Raw genomic sequence first — 21023 nt, 5'->3', positions numbered from 1 at the left:
TTGTGCTCCCGTAGGCCGGATAAGATGCACTAGCATCGCCATCCGGCAAATCATGCCCGCAGCACTATTATTTCGCGAGTGTTGCAACCATGACTGCTTTGATGGTGTGCATCCGGTTTTCCGCCTGAGAGAATACGATGCTGGCGGATGACTCAAACACCTCGTCGGTGACTTCCATCCCACCGTGCAAACCATACTCTTGTGCCATTTGTTTACCCAGCACGGTCTGATCGTCATGAAACGCGGGTAGACAGTGCAAGAACTTCACCTGTGGATTACCCGTTAGCGCCATCATCGTGCTATTGACCTGGTAGTTACGCAGCAGCGCAATACGCTCCGCCCACTTCTCTTTTGCTTCGCCCATCGAGACCCATACATCGGTGTAGATAAAGTCCGCACCTTTTACACCTGTGGCAATGTCTTCGGTCAGCGTAATATTGCCGCCGTTTTTCAGCGCTAGCGCTTTGCATTCCGCCACCAGGCTCTCTTCAGGCCAGCATGCCTGCGGCGCGACCAGGCGTAGATCCAGCCCGGTTAATGCTGCAGCTTCCAGCATAGAGTTACCCATATTGTTACGTGCATCACCGGCGTAGACCAATGTCATCTCATTAAATGCTTTACCCGGCAAATGTTCCTGCATAGTTAACAGATCCGCCAGCAACTGAGTGGGGTGAAATTCGTTGGTTAACCCGTTCCACACCGGCACCCCGGCAAGTTCTGCCAGCGTTTCCACAACGTCCTGACCATGACCCCGATACTGAATACCATCGTACATGCGGCCAAGCACGCGGGCAGTATCTTTGATCGACTCTTTATGGCCAATCTGGCTACCGCTTGGGCCGAGATACGTCACGCGAGCGCCCTGATCGTATGCGGCAACTTCGAAAGAGCAACGGGTTCGAGTCGAGTCTTTTTCGAAGATGAGCGCAATGTTTTTGCCGGTAAGTCTGGCGACCTCTGTACCGTTTTTCTTCTCCGCCTTGAGCTGAGCGGCGAGCTGTAGCAGTGACGTGAGTTCAGCAGAGGTGAAATCGAGCAATTTCAAAAAGTGCTTCTGATAAAATGCAGACATGGTTCCCTCACATGGCTTAAGCCATTAATTGAATTAAAATTCAATTTATATGGATGTTTATTCATTTGCAACCTTGTTTAACAAATCTTTCCTGGAAAGGTGGAGGCAATGTCAGCGGTATGTGACAATAAGAGTATCGGCAGGACATTATGAGGAACGAGCCATGGCAAACCCGGAACACCTGGAAGAGCAGCGTGAAGAAACACGCTTGATTATTGAAGAGTTACTCGAAGATGGCAGCGACCCTGATGCGCTGTACACCATCGAACATCACCTTTCCGCGGATGACTTTGAAACCCTGGAAAAAGCAGCAGTAGAAGCCTTCAAACTGGGTTATGAAGTGACCGAGCCAGAAGAGCTGGAAGTGGAAGAAGGCGACACGGTTATTTGCTGTGATATTCTCAGTGAATGTGCCCTGAATGCCGAACTGATCGACGCTCAGGTTGAACAGCTGATGAACCTGGCTGAAAAATATGATGTGGAATACGACGGTTGGGGCACCTATTTTGAAGACCCGAACGGCGAAGAAGGTGAAGACGGCGACGATGAAGACCTCGTCGACGAAGATGATGACGGCGTGCGTCACTAAATCATCTGATGACCTACGGCAGTGCTTGCTGCCGTAGGGCAAGGACAATGTATGGATTACCCGCAAATACTCTCCCCAATCCTCAATTTTCTGCAGTGCAAAACACCCCAGGCATGGCTTGATAAAGCGCAAGACCCGGCAAACCTTCCCCTGTTGCTGACCGATCACCTCGTCTGCGAACTGAAAGCGGCACAAACAGCGATGCTGTTGGTGCGTAAATATGTCGCTGACAAAGCCGGTTCACAGGCGTTGCTGGACTGGCTGAAACCCTATGAGGCCTTTGCGTTCAGAGATGGAGAGGAACCTGACTTTATTGCACTGAATAAACAGATCGGCAAAAGTGTGATGCCGCAGACCGACGATCCGTGGGGGCGCAAGCTTATCGACAGCATGGTTTTGCTGATCAAAGAAGAGCTCCACCACTTCTGGCAGGTGCGCGAGGCGATGATGAGCCGCAATATCCCCTACATCAAAATTACTGCCAGTCGTTACGCCAAAGGCATGCTCAAAGAGGTTCGCACCCACGAGCCATTAACGCTGATTGATAAGCTAATTTGCGGCGCATACATTGAGGCGCGCTCCTGTGAACGGTTCGCGGCGCTGGCATCGTATCTGGATGATGATTTACAGGCGTTTTATCTGTCGCTACTACGATCAGAGGCGCGCCATTACCAGGATTACCTGGCATTAGCACAGCAGGTTTCAGGCGATGACATTAGCGCCCGGGTGCGTTTCTTTGGTGAAGTGGAAGCGTCGCTGATCCTGTCTCCAGATGATGAATTCCGCTTTCACAGCGGCGTACCCGCGTAATACACCTTCCTGGCGCGACTCGCCATGATTGCCGCGCCATCTCTCGTCTTCTGATACCTGCAGATAAATTCTGGTGGCTGGAAAACCATCGCCTCTACCGTAATAATCAGAACACACAACGGGGAAATATATCTCCGGCATACGTATTGATTTGAATAAGGATGGTTAATGAACTGGGCACACGTTGTGTTGGCGGGCTATATCGGGGCGGTGATTGCCGTCGTCGTAAGTATGTTTCGCAAAAAAGGCTGGGTAGGCAAGATCTCCGGCGCGGTGATTTTTGTGGTTGCGATTGTTGCATGGAATATTTTTGATGTGCACTACCTTATCCCGCGCGAAAGTCCGGAATATGGTATGACCGAAGAGCAGAAGTTTGACAATGCGATGCGTGCCAATCCGGTGTTTCAGGTGATTAGGGAGCAGGAGCCCGCGCTAACACAAAAAATCATCACCCAGGCCGTGCAGATGAAGAACGAGGGCAAAAGCGAGCAGCAGGTTATCGATGCCATACAGCCGCAAATCCTTCAGCTGCAGATGGCACGTTTGCAGCAAGCCCCTGATGCTAACGTAATTGAGTATATGAAGATTAACCTCGAGCAGATTGCCGCGGTGGAAAAGGTGGGTGATGACGAATGTTTCCGTTTCCTGTTTCCGGCAGTGAAAGGGGGAATTAACCCGGTACATCTTGTCCCGCGTGAGATTATGAGTCGGCGGATGGTGGGCGATATGGGCATGATGCGCGCCGCCTATGGCCCGGATAAACATACGGTGACGACAGAGGAAAAACAGCTGGCTCTGCAGGATTTACAAGCGATCAGCCCCGGACTGGTGCAGCGCTATGGGGATGATATTCAGATTATGGCCGACCCGAATAAAGGGATCGGCAAAGAGAAGATCGCTTGTGAGATTGTGCAGGATCTCTGGACTCAGGTGCTGAAACTCCCCACCGCTCGCGCGGCTGGTGTGATCCGTCTGATGCTTTCAGCCGAAATGCAGTAAGGCAGTAAGGCAGAAATGCTCCTTTGCCTGACGTCAGAGGGGCTTTAACATCCTTACTTCGCAATCGACGTGGCCGGTGCAGCCAAGCGCTTCACTGATATGCTCAAACCCTAAATGTTCATACAGGCGGATAGCCTCGGTCAGGAATGCGGTCGTTTCCAGATAGCACTGTTTAAATCCCTGATCACGGGCGTGGTCGAGCGCCATGAGCGCCAGCTTTTTCGCCAGCCCCTGGCCACGCACGCCTGGCAGGAAGTACATTTTTTGCAGCTCGCAAATCTCCGGTTCGCTGCAACCTAACGGCGCAACGCCACCGCCGCCGACGACCTGCCCATTTTGCTCAACCACCCAATAGGCCGCGCCCGGCTGGCTGTAAACCTGGAACAGTTCGTCCAGATTCGGGTCGGCTACCGTGTAGCCTTTATCGGCAGTCAGGCCGTATTCGGCGGAGACCTGGCGGATCACACAGGCAATGGCGGGGTTATCGTCGGCAGCAATGCGACGCAGCGTAGCCGAGACAGGCGTAATGACACTCATAGCGAACTCATGACATAAAAGTGAGACATATGCAGTTAATACCACTGCACAGAGGGGTAGTGCAAGCGAGGATAATTCAATAAAAAGCCTCTGAGCGAGTGCGTCAGAGGCTTTTATCGTCTGTGCTGTCGGATGCGTTATGCTTATCCGACCTGCAGTTTTACAGCGCGGCGATGACCGCCTGCTGCTCAATCAGCTTCGCTTTTGCTTCTGCGTAACCGTCCAGCTTCTCACGCTCTTTGGCGATCACGGCTTCCGGTGCGCGAGCAACGAAACCTTCGTTGGAGAGTTTGCTTTCGATACGGGCAATCTCACCTTCGATTTTCGCCACTTCTTTCGCCAGACGCGCCAGCTCATCGTCTTTGTTGATGAGACCCGCCATCGGGATCAGCAGTTCGGCACCATCGATGATTTTAGTCACGGAAACGGGACCTTTGTCATCGGCTGGCAGCACGGTGATGCTTTCCAGACGAGCCAGGTTCAGCAGGAAGCTGCGGTTGTCGTTCACACGACGTATCGCATCAGTACTGCAACCACGCAACAGCAGTTCCAGCGGTTTGCCCGGCGCGATATTCATTTCCGCACGGATGTTACGTACGGCAACGATCGCCTGCTTCAACCATTCAGTGTCAGCCAGCGCTGCTTCATCAACCTGCGCCGCGTTATATTCCGGGAACGGCTGCAGCATGATGGTGTCAGCGGTATTGCCGCAGATCACTTTCACGCGTTGCCAGATGGTTTCGGTGATGAACGGAATGATCGGGTGCGCCAGACGCAGCAGACCTTCCAGCACGGTAACCAGCGTATTGCGAGTGCCGCGCAGTTCAGACTCAGAACCGCCGTTCATCACCGGCTTGGTCAGCTCCAGATACCAGTCACAGAACTGGTTCCAGGTGAATTCGTACAGAATGCCCGCAGCGATATCGAAGCGGAAGTTATCCAGCGCTTCACGGTACGCTTTGATGGTCTGGTTAAATTCCGCCAGAATCCAGCGGTCCGCCAGCGACAGCGTCATTTCGCCGCCATTGAAGCCGCAATCCTGGTCTTCGGTGTTCATCAGCACGAAGCGGCTGGCGTTCCACAGCTTGTTACAGAAGTTACGGTAACCTTCCAGACGTTTCATATCCCAGTTGATGTCGCGGCCGGTAGAGGCCAGCGCGGCCAGGGTGAAGCGCAGGGCGTCAGTACCGTGCGGCTCAATGCCGTCCGGGAATTGCTTCTCGGTGCGTTTGGCGATTTTCTCTGCCAGCTGTGGCTGCATCATATTGCCGGTACGTTTTTCCAGCAGTTCTGCCAGCGAAATACCATCAACCATATCCAGCGGGTCGATGACGTTGCCCTTAGATTTGGACATCTTCTGGCCTTCGTCATCACGAATCAGGCCGGTCATGTAGACGGTCTTAAACGGAACCTGCGGCTTGCCGTTTTCATCTTTGATGAAGTGCATGGTCATCATGATCATGCGGGCAATCCAGAAGAAGATGATGTCAAAGCCGGAGACCATCACGCTGGTTGGGTGGAACTGACGCAGCGCGTCGGTGTTTTCCGGCCAGCCGAGGGTAGAGAAGGTCCACAGCGCGGAGGAGAACCAGGTATCCAGAACGTCTTCGTCCTGACGCAGTGCAACGTCGGCACCGAGGTTGTTTTCCTGACGCACTTCAGCTTCGGTACGGCCAACGTAGACGTTGCCGTCGTTGTCATACCATGCCGGGATACGGTGACCCCACCACAGCTGACGGGAGATACACCAGTCCTGAATATCGCGCATCCAGGAGAAGTACATGTTTTCATACTGCTTAGGTACGAACTGGATGTCGCCGTTCTCAACCGCTTCAACCGCCGGTTTCGCCAGTACGTCAGCCCGGACGTACCACTGGTCAGTCAGCATCGGTTCGATAACCACGCCGCCACGATCACCGTACGGCACAGTCAGATCGTGGGGTTTGATTTCTTCCAGCAGACCCAGAGCGTCAATGGCCGCAACCACGGCTTTACGCGCGGCAAAGCGTTCCAGTTTCTGGAATTCAGCCGGGATCTCGTTGGAGTAAACGTCGGATTCTTCACCTTTGGTGTCGTACACTTCCGCGGTTTCGCGGATATCACCGTCAAAGGTCAAAATGTTGATCATCGGCAGGCCGTGACGACGACCTACTTCATAGTCGTTAAAGTCGTGTGCCGGGGTGATCTTCACGCAACCGGTGCCTTTTTCCATATCGGCGTGTTCATCGCCCACAACAGGAATACGACGGTTAACCAGCGGCAGAATGACGAATTTGCCGATAAGGTCTTTATAACGCGGATCTTCCGGGTTGACGGCCACGCCGGTATCGCCCAGAACGGTTTCCGGACGCGTAGTGGCAACGACCAGGTAATCTTTACCGTCTGCGGTTTTCGCGCCATCGGCCAGCGGATAGCGGATGTGCCACATCGAGCCTTTGGACTCGCGGTTTTCCACTTCCAGGTCAGAGATAGCAGTGCGCAGTTTCGGGTCCCAGTTTACCAGGCGTTTGCCACGGTAAATCAGGTCTTCTTTGTACAGGCGAACAAAGACTTCTTTCACGGCATTGGAAAGACCTTCGTCCATAGTGAAGCGCTCGCGCTCCCAGTCAACAGAGTTGCCCAGGCGGCGCATCTGACGGGTAATGGTGCCGCCGGATTCCGCTTTCCACTGCCAAATTTTATCGATAAACGCTTCGCGACCGTAATCGTGACGGGTTTTACCTTCTTCAGCGGCAATCTTACGCTCAACCACCATCTGGGTTGCGATACCCGCGTGGTCGGTACCCGCCTGCCACAGAGTATTTTTACCCTGCATGCGCTGGTAGCGGATCATGGTATCCATGATGGTTTGCTGGAAAGCATGACCCATATGCAAACTGCCGGTGACGTTCGGCGGCGGGATCATGATGCAGAAGGACTCTTTGCTTTCATCGCCGTTAGGTTTGAAATAGCCCTGCTTTTCCCAGTGCTCGTAAAGCGGCTGTTCGATATCTTGTGGGTTGTATGTCTTGTCCATTATTTCCAGGTTGCCGTATTCAGGTTAAAACCAGCCACGCGGTAGGCTTTGTAGCGATCGCGTGCCGATTGTTTCAAAGAATCTTCGTAAGGGACGAAGTCTATCACTTCTGTGAAAGCGGTGGCAAAATCTGCAAAGCCAACGCGCAAACTGATCAGCAGATCGCGCGGGCTGCTGTTGCGTTTTTCTGGCCAGGCTATCTCTACCGGCGCACCTCCTCTGGGGCCTTCACCCGCCAGATTATGCGGCACAAAGCTTTCTGCCGGTCTTGCCCACAATGCTTCATCCAGGCGTATGGCCTGTTTTTCATCTTCGCAGGCGATCAATACGCGCTTGCCCGCGCGCCAACGTTCTGCGGCAATTTCACACACCAGTTGCTCGACGGCGCTCAGACCGTCTTGCTGTGTGTCGTTGTCCAGAAGGTAGAACGTTGCATTCTTCATATATGGGGTTTCTTGTGGTGGATTTAAATGCGTTGCCATGATGCACACCGTAGGCCTGATAAGGCGTTTTGCCGGATGGTGCTGCGCTTATCCGGCCTACGGGGCAATCTCAAACTTACTCTTCGCCGTTAAAACCCGCGCGATTGAGCAGGAACTGCGACAGCAACGCGACCGGACGACCGGTTGCGCCTTTGGCTTTCCCTGAACGCCATGCGGTACCGGCGATGTCCAGGTGCGCCCAGTTGTACTTACGGGTAAAACGTGACAGGAAGCAGCCTGCGGTAATGGCTCCGCCAGGACGTCCACCGATGTTCGCCATGTCCGCAAAGTTGGACTCTAACTGTTCCTGATACTCATCACCCAACGGCAGGCGCCACGCGCGGTCCCCCGCTTGTTCGGACGCCCCGATCAGCTCGTGCGCCAGCGGGTTATGGTTCGACATCAGGCCGGTGATGTGATGACCCAGTGCAATCACGCACGCGCCGGTCAGAGTGGCGACGTCAATGACGGCTTCGGGTTCAAAGCGCTCGACGTAGGTTAACACGTCACAGAGCACCAGACGGCCTTCAGCATCGGTATTGAGCACTTCAACGGTTTGACCGGACATGGTGGTGAGCACGTCGCCCGGACGATACGCGCGACCGCCTGGCATGTTTTCACAACCCGCCAGTACGCCGACGACGTTAATCGGCAGTTGCAGTTCCGCCACCATGCGCATCACACCGTACACTGCCGCGGCGCCGCACATGTCGTATTTCATCTCATCCATGCCTTCGGCAGGCTTGATGGAAATACCGCCGGAGTCAAAGGTCAGTCCTTTGCCGACCAGCACAATCGGACGCGCATCTTCAGACGGGTTGCCTTTGTATTCGATAACCGACATCAGCGACTCGTTCTGCGAACCATGGCCGACCGCCAGATAAGAGTGCATACCCAGCTCTTTCATTTGCTGCTCGCCAATCACGCGCGTCACCACATTTTTGCTGTAGCTGTCAGCCAACTGACGCGCCTGAGAAGCGAGGTAGGCTGCGTTACAGATGTTCGGCGGCATGTTGCCGAGGTCTTTCGCCGCTTTAATCCCGGCGGCAATCGCCAGACCGTGCTGAATAGCCCGTTCACCGCTGGTCAGCTCACGGCGGGTAGGGACGTTGAAGACCATTTTACGCAGCGGACGACGCGGTTCGCTTTTGTTGGTCTTCAACTGATCAAAGCTGTACAGCGTTTCTTGCGCCGTTTCGACAGCCTGACGTACTTTCCAGTAGTTGTTGCGGCCTTTGACGTGCAGTTCGGTCAGGAAGCACACGGCTTCCATCGAACCTGTATCATTCAGCGTATTGATAGTTTTCTGAATGACCTGCTTGTACTGGCGCTCATCAAGCTCACGCTCTTTGCCACAACCAATGAGGAGAATTCGCTCAGACAGGACGTTAGGAACATGGTGCAGTAACAGGGTTTGACCCGGTTTACCTTCCAGTTCGCCACGACGCAGCAGTGCGCTGATGTACCCGTCGCTGATCTTGTCGAGCTGCTCTGCAATCGGAGAGAGGCGGCGTGGTTCAAAGACGCCCACGACGATGCAGGCACTCCGCTGTTTCTCCGGGCTACCGCTTTTTACACTGAACTCCATGCACTACGCTCCTGAATCTTAAAGACAACGGCGGTAGCTACAGATAGAATTGCAAGCTTTCGTAACTCATACCCGCTGTTGCGATGACTTCGTGTTAATCTTAACGTTATTACGGCATTGGCACGTCAGAACAATTTCTGAGAGGTGGATCCGTTGAGTATAATGATCTTAGCGACGATTTCGACGACTCAAGAGAATAAATGACGTTTAAGCCATGAAACAAGCTAAATTCCGGCAAAAGACGGGTTTTTACGGGCGTATTTAAAGTGATAATCATAAGATATCTGGTACGGGAAACGCTCAAAAGCCAACTTGCGATCCTATTCATCCTACTTTTGATTTTCTTTTGTCAAAAGTTAGTCAGGATCCTCGGTGCGGCAGTTGACGGTGACATCCCGGCAAATCTGGTGCTCTCGCTGCTGGGGCTGGGCGTGCCAGAAATGGCGCAACTTATCTTGCCCTTAAGCCTGTTCCTTGGGCTGCTAATGACGCTGGGCAAACTGTATACCGAAAGTGAAATTACGGTCATGCACGCCTGCGGGCTGAGCAAGGCTGTGCTGGTAAAAGCAGCGATGGTGCTGGCGTTGTTTACCAGTATCGTGGCGGCAGTCAACGTAATGTGGGCAGGGCCATGGTCCTCCAGACATCAGGACGAAGTGCTGGCGGAAGCGAAGGCGAACCCCGGTATGGCGGCGCTTGCTCAAGGGCAATTCCAGCAGGCAACGAACGGCAGTTCGGTGTTGTTTATCGAAAGTGTTGACGGTAGCAGCTTCAAAGATGTGTTCCTCGCGCAAATCCGCCCGAAAGGTAACGCCCGTCCTTCGGTGGTGGTGGCTGATTCCGGACATCTGACTCAGTTGCGTGACGGTTCTCAGGTCGTGGTGCTGAACAAAGGGACGCGCTTTGAAGGGACCGCGCTGCTGCGCGATTTCCGCATTACCGATTTCCAGGACTATCAGGCAATTATCGGCCATCAGGCCGTGGCGCTGGACCCTAACGATACCGACCAGATGGATATGCGTACGCTGTGGAATACCGACAACGATCGGGCCCGTGCGGAGCTGCACTGGCGTATCACATTGGTATTCACCGTGTTCATGATGGCGTTGATGGTTGTCCCGCTGAGCGTGGTTAACCCGCGTCAGGGTCGTGTACTGTCCATGCTGCCTGCCATGCTGCTCTATTTGCTGTTCTTCCTGGTGCAGACGTCGCTGAAGTCGAACGGCGGGAAAGGTAAGCTGGATCCGGTGTTCTGGATGTGGGTGGTTAACCTTGCCTATCTGGCACTGGCGATTGTGCTTAACCTCTGGGATACGGTGCCGATGCGCCGCTTGCGTGCCCGTTTTATGCGTAAAGGAGCGGTATAATGCAGCCCTTTGGTGTACTTGACCGCTATATCGGTAAAACCATTTTTACCACCATCATGATGACGTTGTTCATGCTGGTGTCACTCTCCGGGATCATCAAGTTTGTCGACCAGCTGAAAAAAGCCGGACAGGGGAGCTACGATGCAATGGGCGCCGGGCTGTATACCCTGCTTAGCGCCCCGAAAGATATCCAAATCTTCTTCCCGATGGCGGCACTACTCGGCGCGTTGCTGGGGCTGGGTATGCTGGCTCAGCGTAGTGAACTGGTGGTGATGCAGGCGTCCGGTTTTACCCGTATGCAGGTGGCGCTGTCGGTGATGAAAACCGCGATCCCGCTGGTGCTGTTGACGATGGCTATCGGTGAATGGGTTGCGCCGCAGGGCGAACAGATGGCGCGTAACTATCGTGCACAGCAAATGTACGGCGGCTCGCTGCTGTCTACCCAGCAAGGGCTGTGGGCGAAAGATGGCGACAGCTTTGTTTACATCGAGCGAGTGAAAGGGGACGCCGAATTAGGCGGGATTAGCATTTACTCCTTTAACGATAAGCGTCGTCTGCAGTCGGTACGTTATGCTGCCAGCGCAACATTTGACCCGGAACAGAAAGTCTGGCGTTTGTCGCAGGTGGATGAGTCTAATCTGCAGGATCCGAAACAGATCACGGGGTCACAAACGGTAAGTGGGACGTGGAAAACCAATCTCACGCCGGACAAACTCGGTGTGGTGGCACTGGACCCGGATGCGCTCTCGATTAGCGGCCTGCACAATTACGTGAAGTACCTGAAGTCGAGCGGCCAGGATGCCGGGCGTTACCAGCTCAATATGTGGAGCAAAGTCTTCCAGCCGTTATCTGTCGCGGTCATGATGCTGATGGCGCTGTCGTTTATCTTCGGTCCGCTGCGTAGCGTGCCGATGGGCGTGCGAGTGGTGACGGGGATTAGCTTTGGCTTTGTGTTCTACGTGCTGGATCAAATCTTTGGCCCACTAACGCTGGTGTATGGTATTCCGCCGATTATCGGTGCGCTGCTGCCAAGCGCCAGCTTCCTGCTGATTAGTCTGTGGCTAATGCTGCGTAGGTCATAATATCTCCCCCTCCCGCGGTGCGGGAGGGGGCTTCCTGCTAGCGTTTTCTCCCGCCCATCAAGCTCCCCAGCATGCCGCGAATAATCTGATTGGTGACCTGTCGCGCCGCGCTTTTCGCTACGCTCTGTACCACGCCATCGCGTTTGCCGCCGCGCGGTCCGGTGCTGCCAAACAAAATATCCTTCAACCCACCGAGAATACCGTCGTCAACCTCGACTGCTTTGCCATTGGCTGGTGGCGTATTTTGCTCCTCGGTACTGGCCTGCACCCCTTTCTGTAAGCGTTCATAAGCCGATTCACGGTCGACCTCTTCTTCATATTTGCCGTACAGAGCAGAGTGGTTAATCAACCCATTGCGCTCATCCTCCGTCACCGGTCCCATCCGTGAGCACGGCGCAATCACCATCGCCCGCTCCACCACAGACGGGCTGCCTTTGGCATCAAGAAACGAGATTAGCGCCTCGCCGGTACCCAATTCCTGAATGGCTTTTTCGGTATCAAATGCGGGGTTGGCACGTATGGTTTGCGCCGCGGTTTTCACTGCTTTCTGATCTTTCGGCGTGAATGCGCGCAGGGCGTGCTGCACGCGGTTGCCCAACTGGCCGAGCACGTTGTCCGGGATATCCGACGGGTTTTGCGACACAAACCACACGCCAACCCCTTTCGAGCGGATCAGACGGATGACCTGCTCGATTTTATCCAGCAGCACCTGCGGGGCGTCGTTGAACAGCAGGTGAGCCTCATCGAAGAAGAACACCAGTTTTGGTTTTTCCAGATCGCCGGCTTCTGGCAATTGTTCATACAGTTCGGAGAGCATCCACAGCAGGCTGGCGGCATACAGTTTGGGCATCTGGTAGAGCTTCTCGGCGCTGAGGATATTAATCATCCCTTTGCCATTGGCATCGGTACGCATCCAGTCTTTAATGTCCAGCATCGGTTCGCCAAAGAAGTGCGCCGCGCCCTGTTGTTCCAGCGACAGCAGCCCGCGCTGGATGGCTCCGACCGAAGCGCCGCTGATATTGCCGTACTGATTCTGGAAGGATTTAGCGTTATCGCCGATGTACTGGGTGATGGCTCGCAGATCTTTGAAATCCAGCAGTAACAGTCCCTGGTCATCGGCAATGCGGAAGATAATATCCAGCACACCGGACTGCACGTCGTTGAGATTCAGCAAACGGGCCAGCAGCAGTGGCCCGAGGTCAGATACCGTGGCACGCACTGGATGACCTTTTTCGCCGAAGATATCCCACACCGTGACCGGATTAGCATGTGGTTGCCAGTCGGTAATACCGATGTTGTTCAGACGGGCGAGCAGCTTTTCAGACGCTTGTCCCTCCTCCGCCACGCCGGTTAAGTCACCTTTCACATCGGCCATAAAGACCGGTACGCCAATCTCTGACAGCGATTCGGCCAGCTTCTGTAGCGTCACGGTTTTACCGGTACCGGTTGCGCCGGTAATCAGCCCGTGACGATTAGCCATGCCTGGCAGTAAAAACAGTTCGGTGTCCGGCGTGCGGGCAATTAGCAAGGGTGCGCTCATTGAGATTTCCTCCATTTATCCTGCCTGGAGTATAGGCAATGTCCATAAAAGAGAATATGCGCAGGGGAGAGAAAATGGCTTAAAGCGTATTGCCGTGATAAATCTGATACCCCAAATCCACGGTATTGTGGTTGTGGTCGTTGTTCTTGATTTTGCTCAGCAACATCTGCGCCGCCATGCGACCGATGTCAAAACGCGGGGTAATCACGCTGGCAAGACTTGGGATCATCTGCCGACCCATTTCCAGACCGTGGAACCCGGCAATCGAGATCTGCTCCGGGACGGCAAGCTCGCGCTCGCGACACAGCAGCAGTGCGCCCATCGCGATGTCGTCGTTGGTGCAAAACACGCCGTCTACATCCGGGTGCGCAGTCAGCGCATCACGCATCATCTGGGTGCCGAGATGGATGGAGGAGATAGCGCGCGGATTAACGCGCAGCGGTTCAAGACCACGGCGGGTCATCGCATCGCAATAACCGCGATAACGTTGTTCATCGCGGATATCGTCTTTTGACCCCAGATAGAGGATTTTGTGACGCTGGCGTTTATCCAGCATGGTGCTGACCATATCAAACGCCGCCTGGCGGTTATCGAAGCCTACCTCCATGTCCAGGCGATCGCCCTGGATATCCATCAGCTCGACCACCGGAATGTTGGCGGAGCGCAGAAATTTAACCGTGCGCAGGGTGTGGTATTTCTCGGAAAGAATAATGCCGTCGATATTGTACGACAGCAGGTTGATCACCGACTCTTCCTCAGATTCCCGGTCGTAGTTGTAGTTGGCGATCAGCGTCTGATAGTTATGGTCTGAAGTCACCGACTCAATACCGGCCAGAATGTCGGCGAACAGCTGGTTTTGAAAAGAGGGGATCAGCACGCCGAGCGTATAGCTTTGTGCGTTCAACAGCATGGCGGGCGCGCGGTTAGGGATGTAATTAATCTCCTCCATAATCTGCGCGATACGTTCACCGGTTTCCTTTGCGACCTTTTTCGGTGAACGGATGTAGCGACTCACCGTCATTTTGGTCACACCCGCCAGCGTGGCGATGTCTTGCAAAGAAATTCTGTGGTTCCTCATTTTCTCTCCTGAGCCGGGGAGCTCGGACTGATGCTCCCCGGTAATACCGTATTAATGCAGGATGGCGTTCAGCGCCAGAACCCCCAACAGACCCATAATGGAAATCAGCGTTTCCATCACCGTCCAGGTACGCAACGTTTCGCCCACGCTGAGATTAAAATAGCCTTTAAACAGCCAGAATCCCGGATCGTTAACGTGGGAAGCAATCACGCTACCCGCACCGGTTGCCAGCACCATCAGCGCCGGGTCAGCATGGGTGACGTTAATAATCGGCAGCACCACGCCTGCGGTGGTGATCGCCGCGACGGTCGCAGAACCGAGCGCGATGCGCAGCAACGCGGCGACCGTCCAGCACATCAGCAGCGGAGAGAGCGACGTGCCGGTCATCAGGTGCGAGATATATTGCCCCACGCCACTGTCGACCAGAACCTGCTTAAACGCACCGCCCCCGGCGATGATAAACACAATCATCGCAATTGCGCCGATAGAGTCGCCAATGATATCCATAATTTGCTCGATCGTACGTCCGTTACGTCGACCAAGGGTAAAAATGGCGAGCACGATAGCGATAAACAACGCGACTGCAGGGTTACCGATAAACTCAAAGAACACCCGCACGCTGTTGGTCTTCGGCAGCGTAATCTCACACACCGCCGCTACCGCCATCAGTATGACCGGGATAACTGCCGCAAAGATACTGTTCCAGAACGACGGCATCTCTTCTTCGGTGAACAGGTGCGGGTTGAATAACCCTTCCGGCGGCGCTTTCTCAAAGCGGGTTAGCAGCTTAGAAAACAGCGGCCCGGCAACAATCACCGTCGGGATAGTAATAATAAAGCCGTACAGCAGGGTGGTACCGAGATTGGCCTCGAAAATAGTGGCAATCGCGGTCGGCCCCGGATGCGGCGGCAGAAAACAGTGGGTCACGGACAGCGCTGCGACCATCGGCACGCCGACATACAACAGCGGCAGACCGGAAGAGGCCACCACCGTAAACACCAGCGGCAGTAGCAGAACAAAACCGACTTCGAAGAACATCGCCAGACCCACCACCAGACCGGTGATCACCAGCGCCCATTGCACACGTTTCTTACCGAACGTGCCAATCAGCGTGGTGGCGATGCGCTGAGCCGCGCCGGTATCGGAAATCAGCTTACCGAGCATCGCGCCGAACCCGAGGATCATCGCCAGCCCGCCGAGCGTCCCGCCGATCCCATTTTGTATAGAGTGTAAAACGGCCTGTGCATCCATCCCTTCGGCAAAACCGACGACCGCCGCAACCAGTACCAGGGCAATAAAGCCGTTAACTTTAAAGCCAATCATCAGGACCAGAAGCAGCGCGACGCCTGCCGCAATTATTATTAATGGCATAATCGTTTCTCTTATATCCCCGTCATACTTCAAGTTGCAGGTGTGTTGGCTGCGCTCACTCACCCGAATCACTTACTCAAGTAAGCTCATCGGGTTCATTCACTTGCCGCCTTCCTGCAACTCGAATTATTTAGGGGAGGGTGCCAGTAAGGCAGCGCCTGGGCGCTGCGTGATGTTGCGTTGTGCTGTATCAGACGGCGACCAGCATGCCGCCATCGACAAACAGCAGGTGCCCGTTAACAAAATCGGATGCTTTGGAAGAGAGGAAGACCGCCGCGCCAATCAGCTCCTGTGGATCGCCCCAGCGCGCGGCTGGTGTACGTTTGCACAACCAGGAGGTGAAGGCTTCATCTTCAACCAGCGCTTTGGTCATCTCAGTTTTGAAGTAGCCTGGCGCGATACCGTTCACCTGAATATTGTGGCGTGCCAGTTCTACGCACATTCCACGGGTGAGCATTTTCACCGCGCCTTTTGAAGCGGCGTACGGCGTAATGGTGTCGCGCCCCAGTTCGCTCTGCATCGAGCAGATATTGATAACCTTCCCGGCCTGGCGTTCCACCATGCGACGGGTTACCGCCTGCGAGACCAGGAACACCGCCGTCTGGTTAACCGCAATTACATCGTTCCAGTCCTGTTCCGGGAACTCGGTAAACGGATGGCGGCGCTGAATACCGGCGTTATTTACCAGCACATCAATTTGGCCAATGTCTTTTTCGATATGGTCGATGGCGGCATCGATATCCTGTTTCTGCGTAACATTGAAAGGCGCGGCAACTGCGCGGATCCCTTCCTGCTGCAGTTTGGCGACGGCAGCCTCCGCACGTTCTGGCGTAATATCATTGACGATAATCTGCGCGCCATATTTGCCCAACCCGGTCGCCAGTAAATAACCAATACCCTGAGCCGAACCGGTGATCAGAATGTTTTTGCCGTCCAGTGAAAAAAGATCGTTCATCATGTTATTCCTTATTTTGTTTCTGCAAAAACGAGCTGGACTTTCGCCGCCTGGGTTTTATCCCCGGCGAAGATCAGCGCCTGTTCAAGCTCGGTAAACGGATATTCGGCGCTGAGTAGCGGCAGCGGATCGATAACGTTATTCGCCAGCCACGACACTGCGGTGTTGAACTCGGTGGTAAAGCGGAATGAGCCTTTGAGGGTGATTTCTTTGCCGATCAGCATCATCATCGGGAAGTCCGGCACCGCGCCGCCCATGCCAACCTGCACCATCACGCCTTTTGCACGGGTCACTTCCAGACAGGTGGTGATTGAGGACGGATGACCAGAGACTTCAAAGCTGACGTCGAAATAGCCTTTCTCTTTTTTCCACTCATCGAGCGAGTCCTGCTGCGGGTTAATCAGCGTGTCGGCACCCATCTGCTGGGCAAGCGACAGCGAGCGCGGGCTGATATCAGCACAGACAATCTCTGCCGCGCCGAGCGTTTTCACCGCGCTGACGATCAGGCAGCCAATAGGCCCCACGCCGGAGATAAATACGCGTTTGCCCTGCAGATCGCCCGCTTCATGCGCGGCGTGGATCGCTACCGCCAGCGGTTCGGCAAAGGCCATGACTTTTTCATCGGCCTGCTGCGGGTAGGGGATACACTGCGCGGTATCAACGGTTTTAAACTGAGTAAAGCCGCCGTCAACGTGGGGAAAATACATGGCGCTGCCAAAAAAGCGCATTTCTGTGCACTGGTTTTCTTCGTGCTGCAAACAGTATTTACAGTGGCCGCAGGGTTTCGACGGATTAATCGCCACCGACTGACCTTCATGTAATTCTTTTGAATCGCTATGCACCACTTTACCAATAACTTCATGGCCTAAAATCATCGGTGCTTTAACGGTAAAATTACCAACTTTTCCTTCCTGATAATAATGTAAATCGGAACCGCAAATTCCCCCGCGGGTAATTTGTACCAGTGTTCCTTTATTATTCCATTCAATATTTTGGTCGGTAATGGCAACAGTTTTCTTACCCGCGACAACGCAGGATTGGGTTTTGACTTGCATAAATGCCTCACTGGTCAGGTAGTAACCTCGGCAGCATTTAAACGGTTTTGAGTGTTATTATTTGTGATGTAGATCACGCTGGAAAATTGTTACACTACAATGTTACGCATAACGTGATGCGCCTTGTAATTCTCATCAGCGGCGCTGAAAAAGCGTGAAATTCCCAATCTGGAAGGCGTAGTATCGCGCCATGAAATTTGAATCTGGAGTTTTTTCGATGGCCGGGGAAAGTTATATTTTGATGGGCGTTTCAGGTAGCGGTAAATCTTTAATTGGCAGTAAAATTGCCGCTGTATTGTCGGCTAAATTCATTGATGGTGACGATCTCCATCCCGCTAAAAATATTGATAAAATGTCTGAAGGCATTCCATTAACCGATGAAGACCGGCTTCCCTGGTTGGAAAGATTAAATGACGCCTCATACAGTTTATATAAAAAGAATGAGACCGGGTTTATTGTCTGCTCGTCATTAAAAAAACAGTACCGCGATATATTGCGTCAGGGCAGTCCGAATGTGCATTTCCTGTGGCTGGATGGCGACTACGAGACCATTCTGGCACGCATGCAGCGTCGGGCAGGACATTTTATGCCGGTGGGATTACTCAAAAGCCAGTTCGATGCGCTGGAGTGCCCGCAGGAAGATGAACGCGATATTGCCCGCATCGATGTGAACCATGACATCGAGCATGTGACGGAACAGTGCCGCCAGGCGGTTCTCGCGTTTCGTAACGGGCAATAGGCCCAGCCCCTTGCGGGACTGAGCCCGGTATCAGAAGTCGGCTTTCAGCACCACGCGGTAGCGGGCTTTGCCGTCACGCACGTGCTGGATAGCGTCATTAATTTGCGACATTGGGTACAGCTCGGTGGTGGGCGACACCTTGCTGCGCCCGGCAAACTTCATCAGCTTGCGCAGTTCGAACGGCGTACCGGTTGCCGAACCGGAGATGCTGCGATCGCCGGCAATTAAGGTAAATGCCGGTACCGGCAGCGGCTTCAGCACCGCGCCGACGGTATGGAAGTTACCGCCGTAGGCCAGCGCTTCAAAATAGGGCTGCCAGTCGAGATCGACGTTAACCGTATTGATAATGAGATCGAACTGGCCCGCCAGCGCTTTTAGTGCATCCGGATCGCGGCTGTTGACCACCTTATCCGCCCCCATCGCCAGCACTTCCTGTTCTTTCGATGGATTGGAGCTGAACGCGGTCACTTCACAACCCATCGCGTGTAATAACTTAATGGCGATATGCCCCAGGCCACCGATGCCGATCACCCCGACGCGGCTGGTGGCGGTGATATGGTGCATCAGCAGCGGTTTGAACACCGTGATACCGCCGCACAGTAATGGGCCGGCCGCCGCCAGATCGTTGCTTTCCGGCAGCGGGATCACCCACTGCCAGTCGGCCCGCAGCTTCTCGGCAAAGCCGCCGCGATTGAGAATAGTGGGAACGGATCCTTCCAGACAGTTAATCTGATTGCCGCTGATACAGGCATCGCAGTGTCCACAGCTGCGCGCCGTCCAGCCAATCCCAACGCGCTGACCGACCTTCAGACCTTTATTCTGTGCCGCACTGCCGAGCGCCGCCACACGGCCAATCACCTCATGCCCGGCAACCAGCGGATACTGAGAGAATCCCCATTCGTTGTCGATCATCGACAAATCGGAATGGCAGATACCGCAGTAATCGACCTGTACCTCGACATCTTCCGGCTTAAGCTCGCCCGCATCGTATTCATAGAGTTCAAGTTCGCTGCCCGCCGCTTTTGCGGCGTAGCTTTTTATCATCGACATCGTGTTTCCCTCAGTGTGGTGTTGAACTGGAAGTGTAGAGCATGGAGAAACGGGACGCTTCGCAGGAGGGGGGATTAAGACGGTTGTAGCGTGAGCTAAACCGTGATGGTGATTGCAGGCACGTAACGTAATGCTGAAATTTTCAACACTTAGCGCGCCAGACACATGCTGGCGCTTGCATGGTGGCGCACGACAGGTATAATCCACAACGTTTTCCGCATCCCTTCCGTGCCGGAGTGGCGAAATCGGTAGACGCAGTTGATTCAAAATCAACCGTAGAAATACGTGCCGGTTCGAGTCCGGCCTTCGGCACCATCGGAACATCAATAGACGTCAACGGACGTCTTTTTTTGTGCCTGAAATCCAGTATTTACCCATTATTCCCGCTATATTAACTCTTTCAAAGTCAACCGACTTCAACGTACATCTACCAACAGATGTTGGTACAGATGTTGGTACAGATGATGGTATTTCCGGTTCGATAATGCTTGTACCAACAGGGAGGGGATAAGCATGGCTCTAACAGATATCAAAGTCAGAACAGCCAAGCCAACGGATAAGCAATATAAGCTGACTGATGGCAGTGGTATGCACTTGCTTGTCCATCCTAATGGTTCGAAATACTGGCGTTTGCAGTACCGTTTTGACGGCAAGCAAAAGATGCTGGCTCTGGGTGTTTATCCTGATGTGTCACTCGCTGATGCAAGGGCTCGTCGTGATGAGGCTCGTAAGCTTTTGGCAAACAGCATTGATCCGGGAGATAAAAAGAAAAATGATAAGGTTGAGCAGGAAGAAGCACGTACTTTCGAACAACTTGCTATTGAGTGGCATGCCACAAATAAAAAGTGGTCGGAAGAACATAGCCGACGAGTACTGAAAAGTCTGGAGGATAATCTCTTCCCTGCCATAGGTAAGCGAAATATTGCTGATCTTAAAACTAGAGACCTGCTAGTCCCAATCAAAGCGGTAGAGTTGTCGGGGCGACTTGAGGTGGCATCCCGTCTACAGCAGCGCACTACTGCAATTATGAGATATGCCGTTCAGAGTGGTTTACTTGATTACAATCCCGCACAGGAAATGGTTGGTGCTGTTGCTTCAAGTAACAGGCAGCATAGACCTGCATTGGAGTTGAAACGTACCCCCGAACTGCTTCAGCGCATTGACAGCTATACGGGTAGACCTTTGACCCGCCTTGCCGTTGAGCTAACCCTCCTTGTATTTATTCGTTCAAGTGAACTGCGTTTTGCTCGTTGGTCTGAGATCGATTTTGAAACATCGATGTGGACGATCCCAGCAGAGCGAGAAGCTATTGAAGGGGTGAAGCACTCCCAGCGTGGTTCAAAAATGCGTACGCCTCATTTGGTGCCGTTATCTCGTCAGGCGTTAGCAATCCTTAAACAGGTACACAAACTTAGTGGCGATCGCGATTTTGTTTTCATTGGCGATCACGACCATCGCAAACCGATGAGTGAGAACACGGTGAACAAGGCCCTGCGCGTTATGGGTTATGACACCAAGGTAGAGGTTTGTGGACATGGTTTCAGAACAATGGCGTGTAGTTCTTTGATTGAATCGGGATTGTGGTCGAGGTGTAAGTACCCCTGACCCTGGCCCAAAATCAGTGCAGTGCTAAATCAGAGATCTTCGCCTTTCCGGAGACTTCGGATGAATTCAGCCGGAGTCATGTCATTTA

General features: G+C 53.6%; 19 protein-coding genes, 1 tRNA gene and 1 pseudogene. 9 read left to right on the top strand and 12 right to left on the bottom strand.

From position 1 onward, the window contains the following. Positions 1-67 precede the first annotated feature (67 nt). Positions 68-1072, bottom strand: a complete 1005-nt coding sequence (gene argF / locus ACLJXE_RS23315; RefSeq protein WP_410752173.1) for an ornithine carbamoyltransferase — start codon at positions 1070-1072, stop codon at positions 68-70. Further along, on the bottom strand, positions 1042-1137 hold the full coding sequence (gene argL / locus ACLJXE_RS23310; RefSeq protein ID WP_410752172.1) for a putative translational regulatory protein ArgL: 96 nt from the start codon (positions 1135-1137) through the stop codon (positions 1042-1044). Before argL ends, argF begins: the two co-directional genes overlap by 31 nt. Positions 1138-1235: 98 nt before the next feature. On the opposite strand from argL, the gene rraB reads away from it, so the two are divergent. The 3 genes from rraB to ACLJXE_RS23295 all read left to right on the top strand — a co-directional run bounded on the left by rraB (position 1236) and on the right by ACLJXE_RS23295 (position 3470). Then, positions 1236-1661 carry a ribonuclease E inhibitor RraB gene (rraB, locus tag ACLJXE_RS23305; protein ID WP_410752171.1) on the top strand — a complete coding sequence of 142 codons (426 nt, stop codon included), beginning with the start codon at positions 1236-1238 and terminating at the stop codon, positions 1659-1661. Positions 1662-1712: 51 nt separating this feature from the next. After that, positions 1713-2471, top strand: a complete 759-nt coding sequence (gene miaE / locus ACLJXE_RS23300) for a tRNA isopentenyl-2-thiomethyl-A-37 hydroxylase MiaE (RefSeq protein WP_286630599.1) — start codon at positions 1713-1715, stop codon at positions 2469-2471. Between the two features lie 168 nt (positions 2472-2639). Beyond that, the gene (locus ACLJXE_RS23295) at positions 2640-3470 is read left to right on the top strand and encodes a topoisomerase II (protein WP_286630600.1); all 831 of its coding nucleotides are present in this window, start codon (positions 2640-2642) and stop codon (positions 3468-3470) included. Between the two features lie 33 nt (positions 3471-3503). On the opposite strand, the gene ACLJXE_RS23290 is transcribed toward ACLJXE_RS23295, so the two are convergent. The 4 genes from ACLJXE_RS23290 to pepA form a co-directional block, all read right to left on the bottom strand. Beyond that, positions 3504-4007 carry a GNAT family N-acetyltransferase gene (locus ACLJXE_RS23290; protein WP_410752170.1) on the bottom strand — a complete coding sequence of 168 codons (504 nt, stop codon included), beginning with the start codon at positions 4005-4007 and terminating at the stop codon, positions 3504-3506. A 160-nt stretch (positions 4008-4167) separates the two neighbouring features. Then, a complete protein-coding gene (locus tag ACLJXE_RS23285) occupies positions 4168-7023 on the bottom strand; it encodes a valine--tRNA ligase (RefSeq protein WP_410752169.1) in 2856 nt (951 codons plus the stop codon). Continuing rightward, a complete protein-coding gene (holC, locus tag ACLJXE_RS23280; protein WP_271440343.1) occupies positions 7023-7466 on the bottom strand; it encodes a DNA polymerase III subunit chi in 444 nt (147 codons plus the stop codon). Before holC ends, ACLJXE_RS23285 begins: the two co-directional genes overlap by 1 nt. Before the next feature lie 115 nt (positions 7467-7581). Then, positions 7582-9093, bottom strand: a complete 1512-nt coding sequence (gene pepA, locus ACLJXE_RS23275) for a leucyl aminopeptidase (protein ID WP_003025870.1) — start codon at positions 9091-9093, stop codon at positions 7582-7584. Between the two features lie 153 nt (positions 9094-9246). On the opposite strand from pepA, the gene ACLJXE_RS23270 reads away from it, so the two are divergent. From ACLJXE_RS23270 to lptG, 3 genes are all read left to right on the top strand, one after another. After that, positions 9247-9297, top strand: coding sequence for a hypothetical protein (locus ACLJXE_RS23270; RefSeq protein ID WP_212723231.1), 51 nt, complete (start codon positions 9247-9249; stop codon positions 9295-9297). A 62-nt stretch (positions 9298-9359) separates the two neighbouring features. Further along, complete coding sequence (gene lptF, locus ACLJXE_RS23265; RefSeq protein WP_271440330.1) at positions 9360-10460, top strand: LPS export ABC transporter permease LptF; 1101 nt, start codon at positions 9360-9362, stop codon at positions 10458-10460. Next, a complete protein-coding gene (gene lptG / locus ACLJXE_RS23260; protein WP_271449186.1) occupies positions 10460-11542 on the top strand; it encodes an LPS export ABC transporter permease LptG in 1083 nt (360 codons plus the stop codon). The genes lptF and lptG overlap by 1 nt, the downstream gene beginning before the upstream one ends. Positions 11543-11579: 37 nt before the next feature. Here lptG and ACLJXE_RS23255 read toward each other — a convergent pair whose 3' ends face one another. The 5 genes from ACLJXE_RS23255 to idnD all read right to left on the bottom strand — a co-directional run bounded on the left by ACLJXE_RS23255 (position 11580) and on the right by idnD (position 17541). Beyond that, complete coding sequence (locus ACLJXE_RS23255) at positions 11580-13082, bottom strand: helicase HerA-like C-terminal domain-containing protein (RefSeq protein ID WP_410752168.1); 1503 nt, start codon at positions 13080-13082, stop codon at positions 11580-11582. A 79-nt stretch (positions 13083-13161) separates the two neighbouring features. Beyond that, on the bottom strand, positions 13162-14160 hold the full coding sequence (locus tag ACLJXE_RS23250) for a LacI family DNA-binding transcriptional regulator (protein WP_286630604.1): 999 nt from the start codon (positions 14158-14160) through the stop codon (positions 13162-13164). A gap of 51 nt (positions 14161-14211) precedes the next feature. Then, positions 14212-15531, bottom strand: coding sequence for a gnt-II system L-idonate transporter (idnT, locus tag ACLJXE_RS23245; RefSeq protein ID WP_016155581.1), 1320 nt, complete (start codon positions 15529-15531; stop codon positions 14212-14214). Positions 15532-15721: 190 nt separating this feature from the next. Then, positions 15722-16486 carry a gluconate 5-dehydrogenase gene (gene idnO, locus ACLJXE_RS23240; protein ID WP_410752187.1) on the bottom strand — a complete coding sequence of 255 codons (765 nt, stop codon included), beginning with the start codon at positions 16484-16486 and terminating at the stop codon, positions 15722-15724. Positions 16487-16497: 11 nt separating this feature from the next. Next, entirely contained in the window at positions 16498-17541 is a 1044-nt protein-coding gene (gene idnD, locus ACLJXE_RS23235; protein WP_410752167.1) for an L-idonate 5-dehydrogenase, read from the bottom strand. A 217-nt stretch (positions 17542-17758) separates the two neighbouring features. Between idnD and idnK the strand changes: the two genes are divergently transcribed. Beyond that, entirely contained in the window at positions 17759-18280 is a 522-nt protein-coding gene (gene idnK / locus ACLJXE_RS23230; protein ID WP_286630606.1) for a gluconokinase, read from the top strand. Positions 18281-18310: 30 nt separating this feature from the next. Here idnK and ACLJXE_RS23225 read toward each other — a convergent pair whose 3' ends face one another. Beyond that, complete coding sequence (locus ACLJXE_RS23225; protein WP_410752166.1) at positions 18311-19330, bottom strand: NAD(P)-dependent alcohol dehydrogenase; 1020 nt, start codon at positions 19328-19330, stop codon at positions 18311-18313. A gap of 230 nt (positions 19331-19560) precedes the next feature. On the opposite strand from ACLJXE_RS23225, the gene ACLJXE_RS23220 reads away from it, so the two are divergent. Together ACLJXE_RS23220 and ACLJXE_RS23215 are read left to right on the top strand one after the other, a co-directional pair. Next, positions 19561-19645: transfer RNA gene (locus tag ACLJXE_RS23220), tRNA-Leu, on the top strand. A 198-nt stretch (positions 19646-19843) separates the two neighbouring features. After that, positions 19844-20920 (top strand): annotated as a pseudogene (locus ACLJXE_RS23215) (tyrosine-type recombinase/integrase); the annotation flags it as partial. Positions 20921-21023 lie beyond the last annotated feature (103 nt).

This window comes from Citrobacter sp. U14242 (genome assembly GCF_046555775.1).
GTDB lineage: Bacteria > Pseudomonadota > Gammaproteobacteria > Enterobacterales > Enterobacteriaceae > Citrobacter.
Note: the sequence above shows the minus strand (reverse complement) of the source record. Positions and strands in the feature narration are given on the sequence as shown.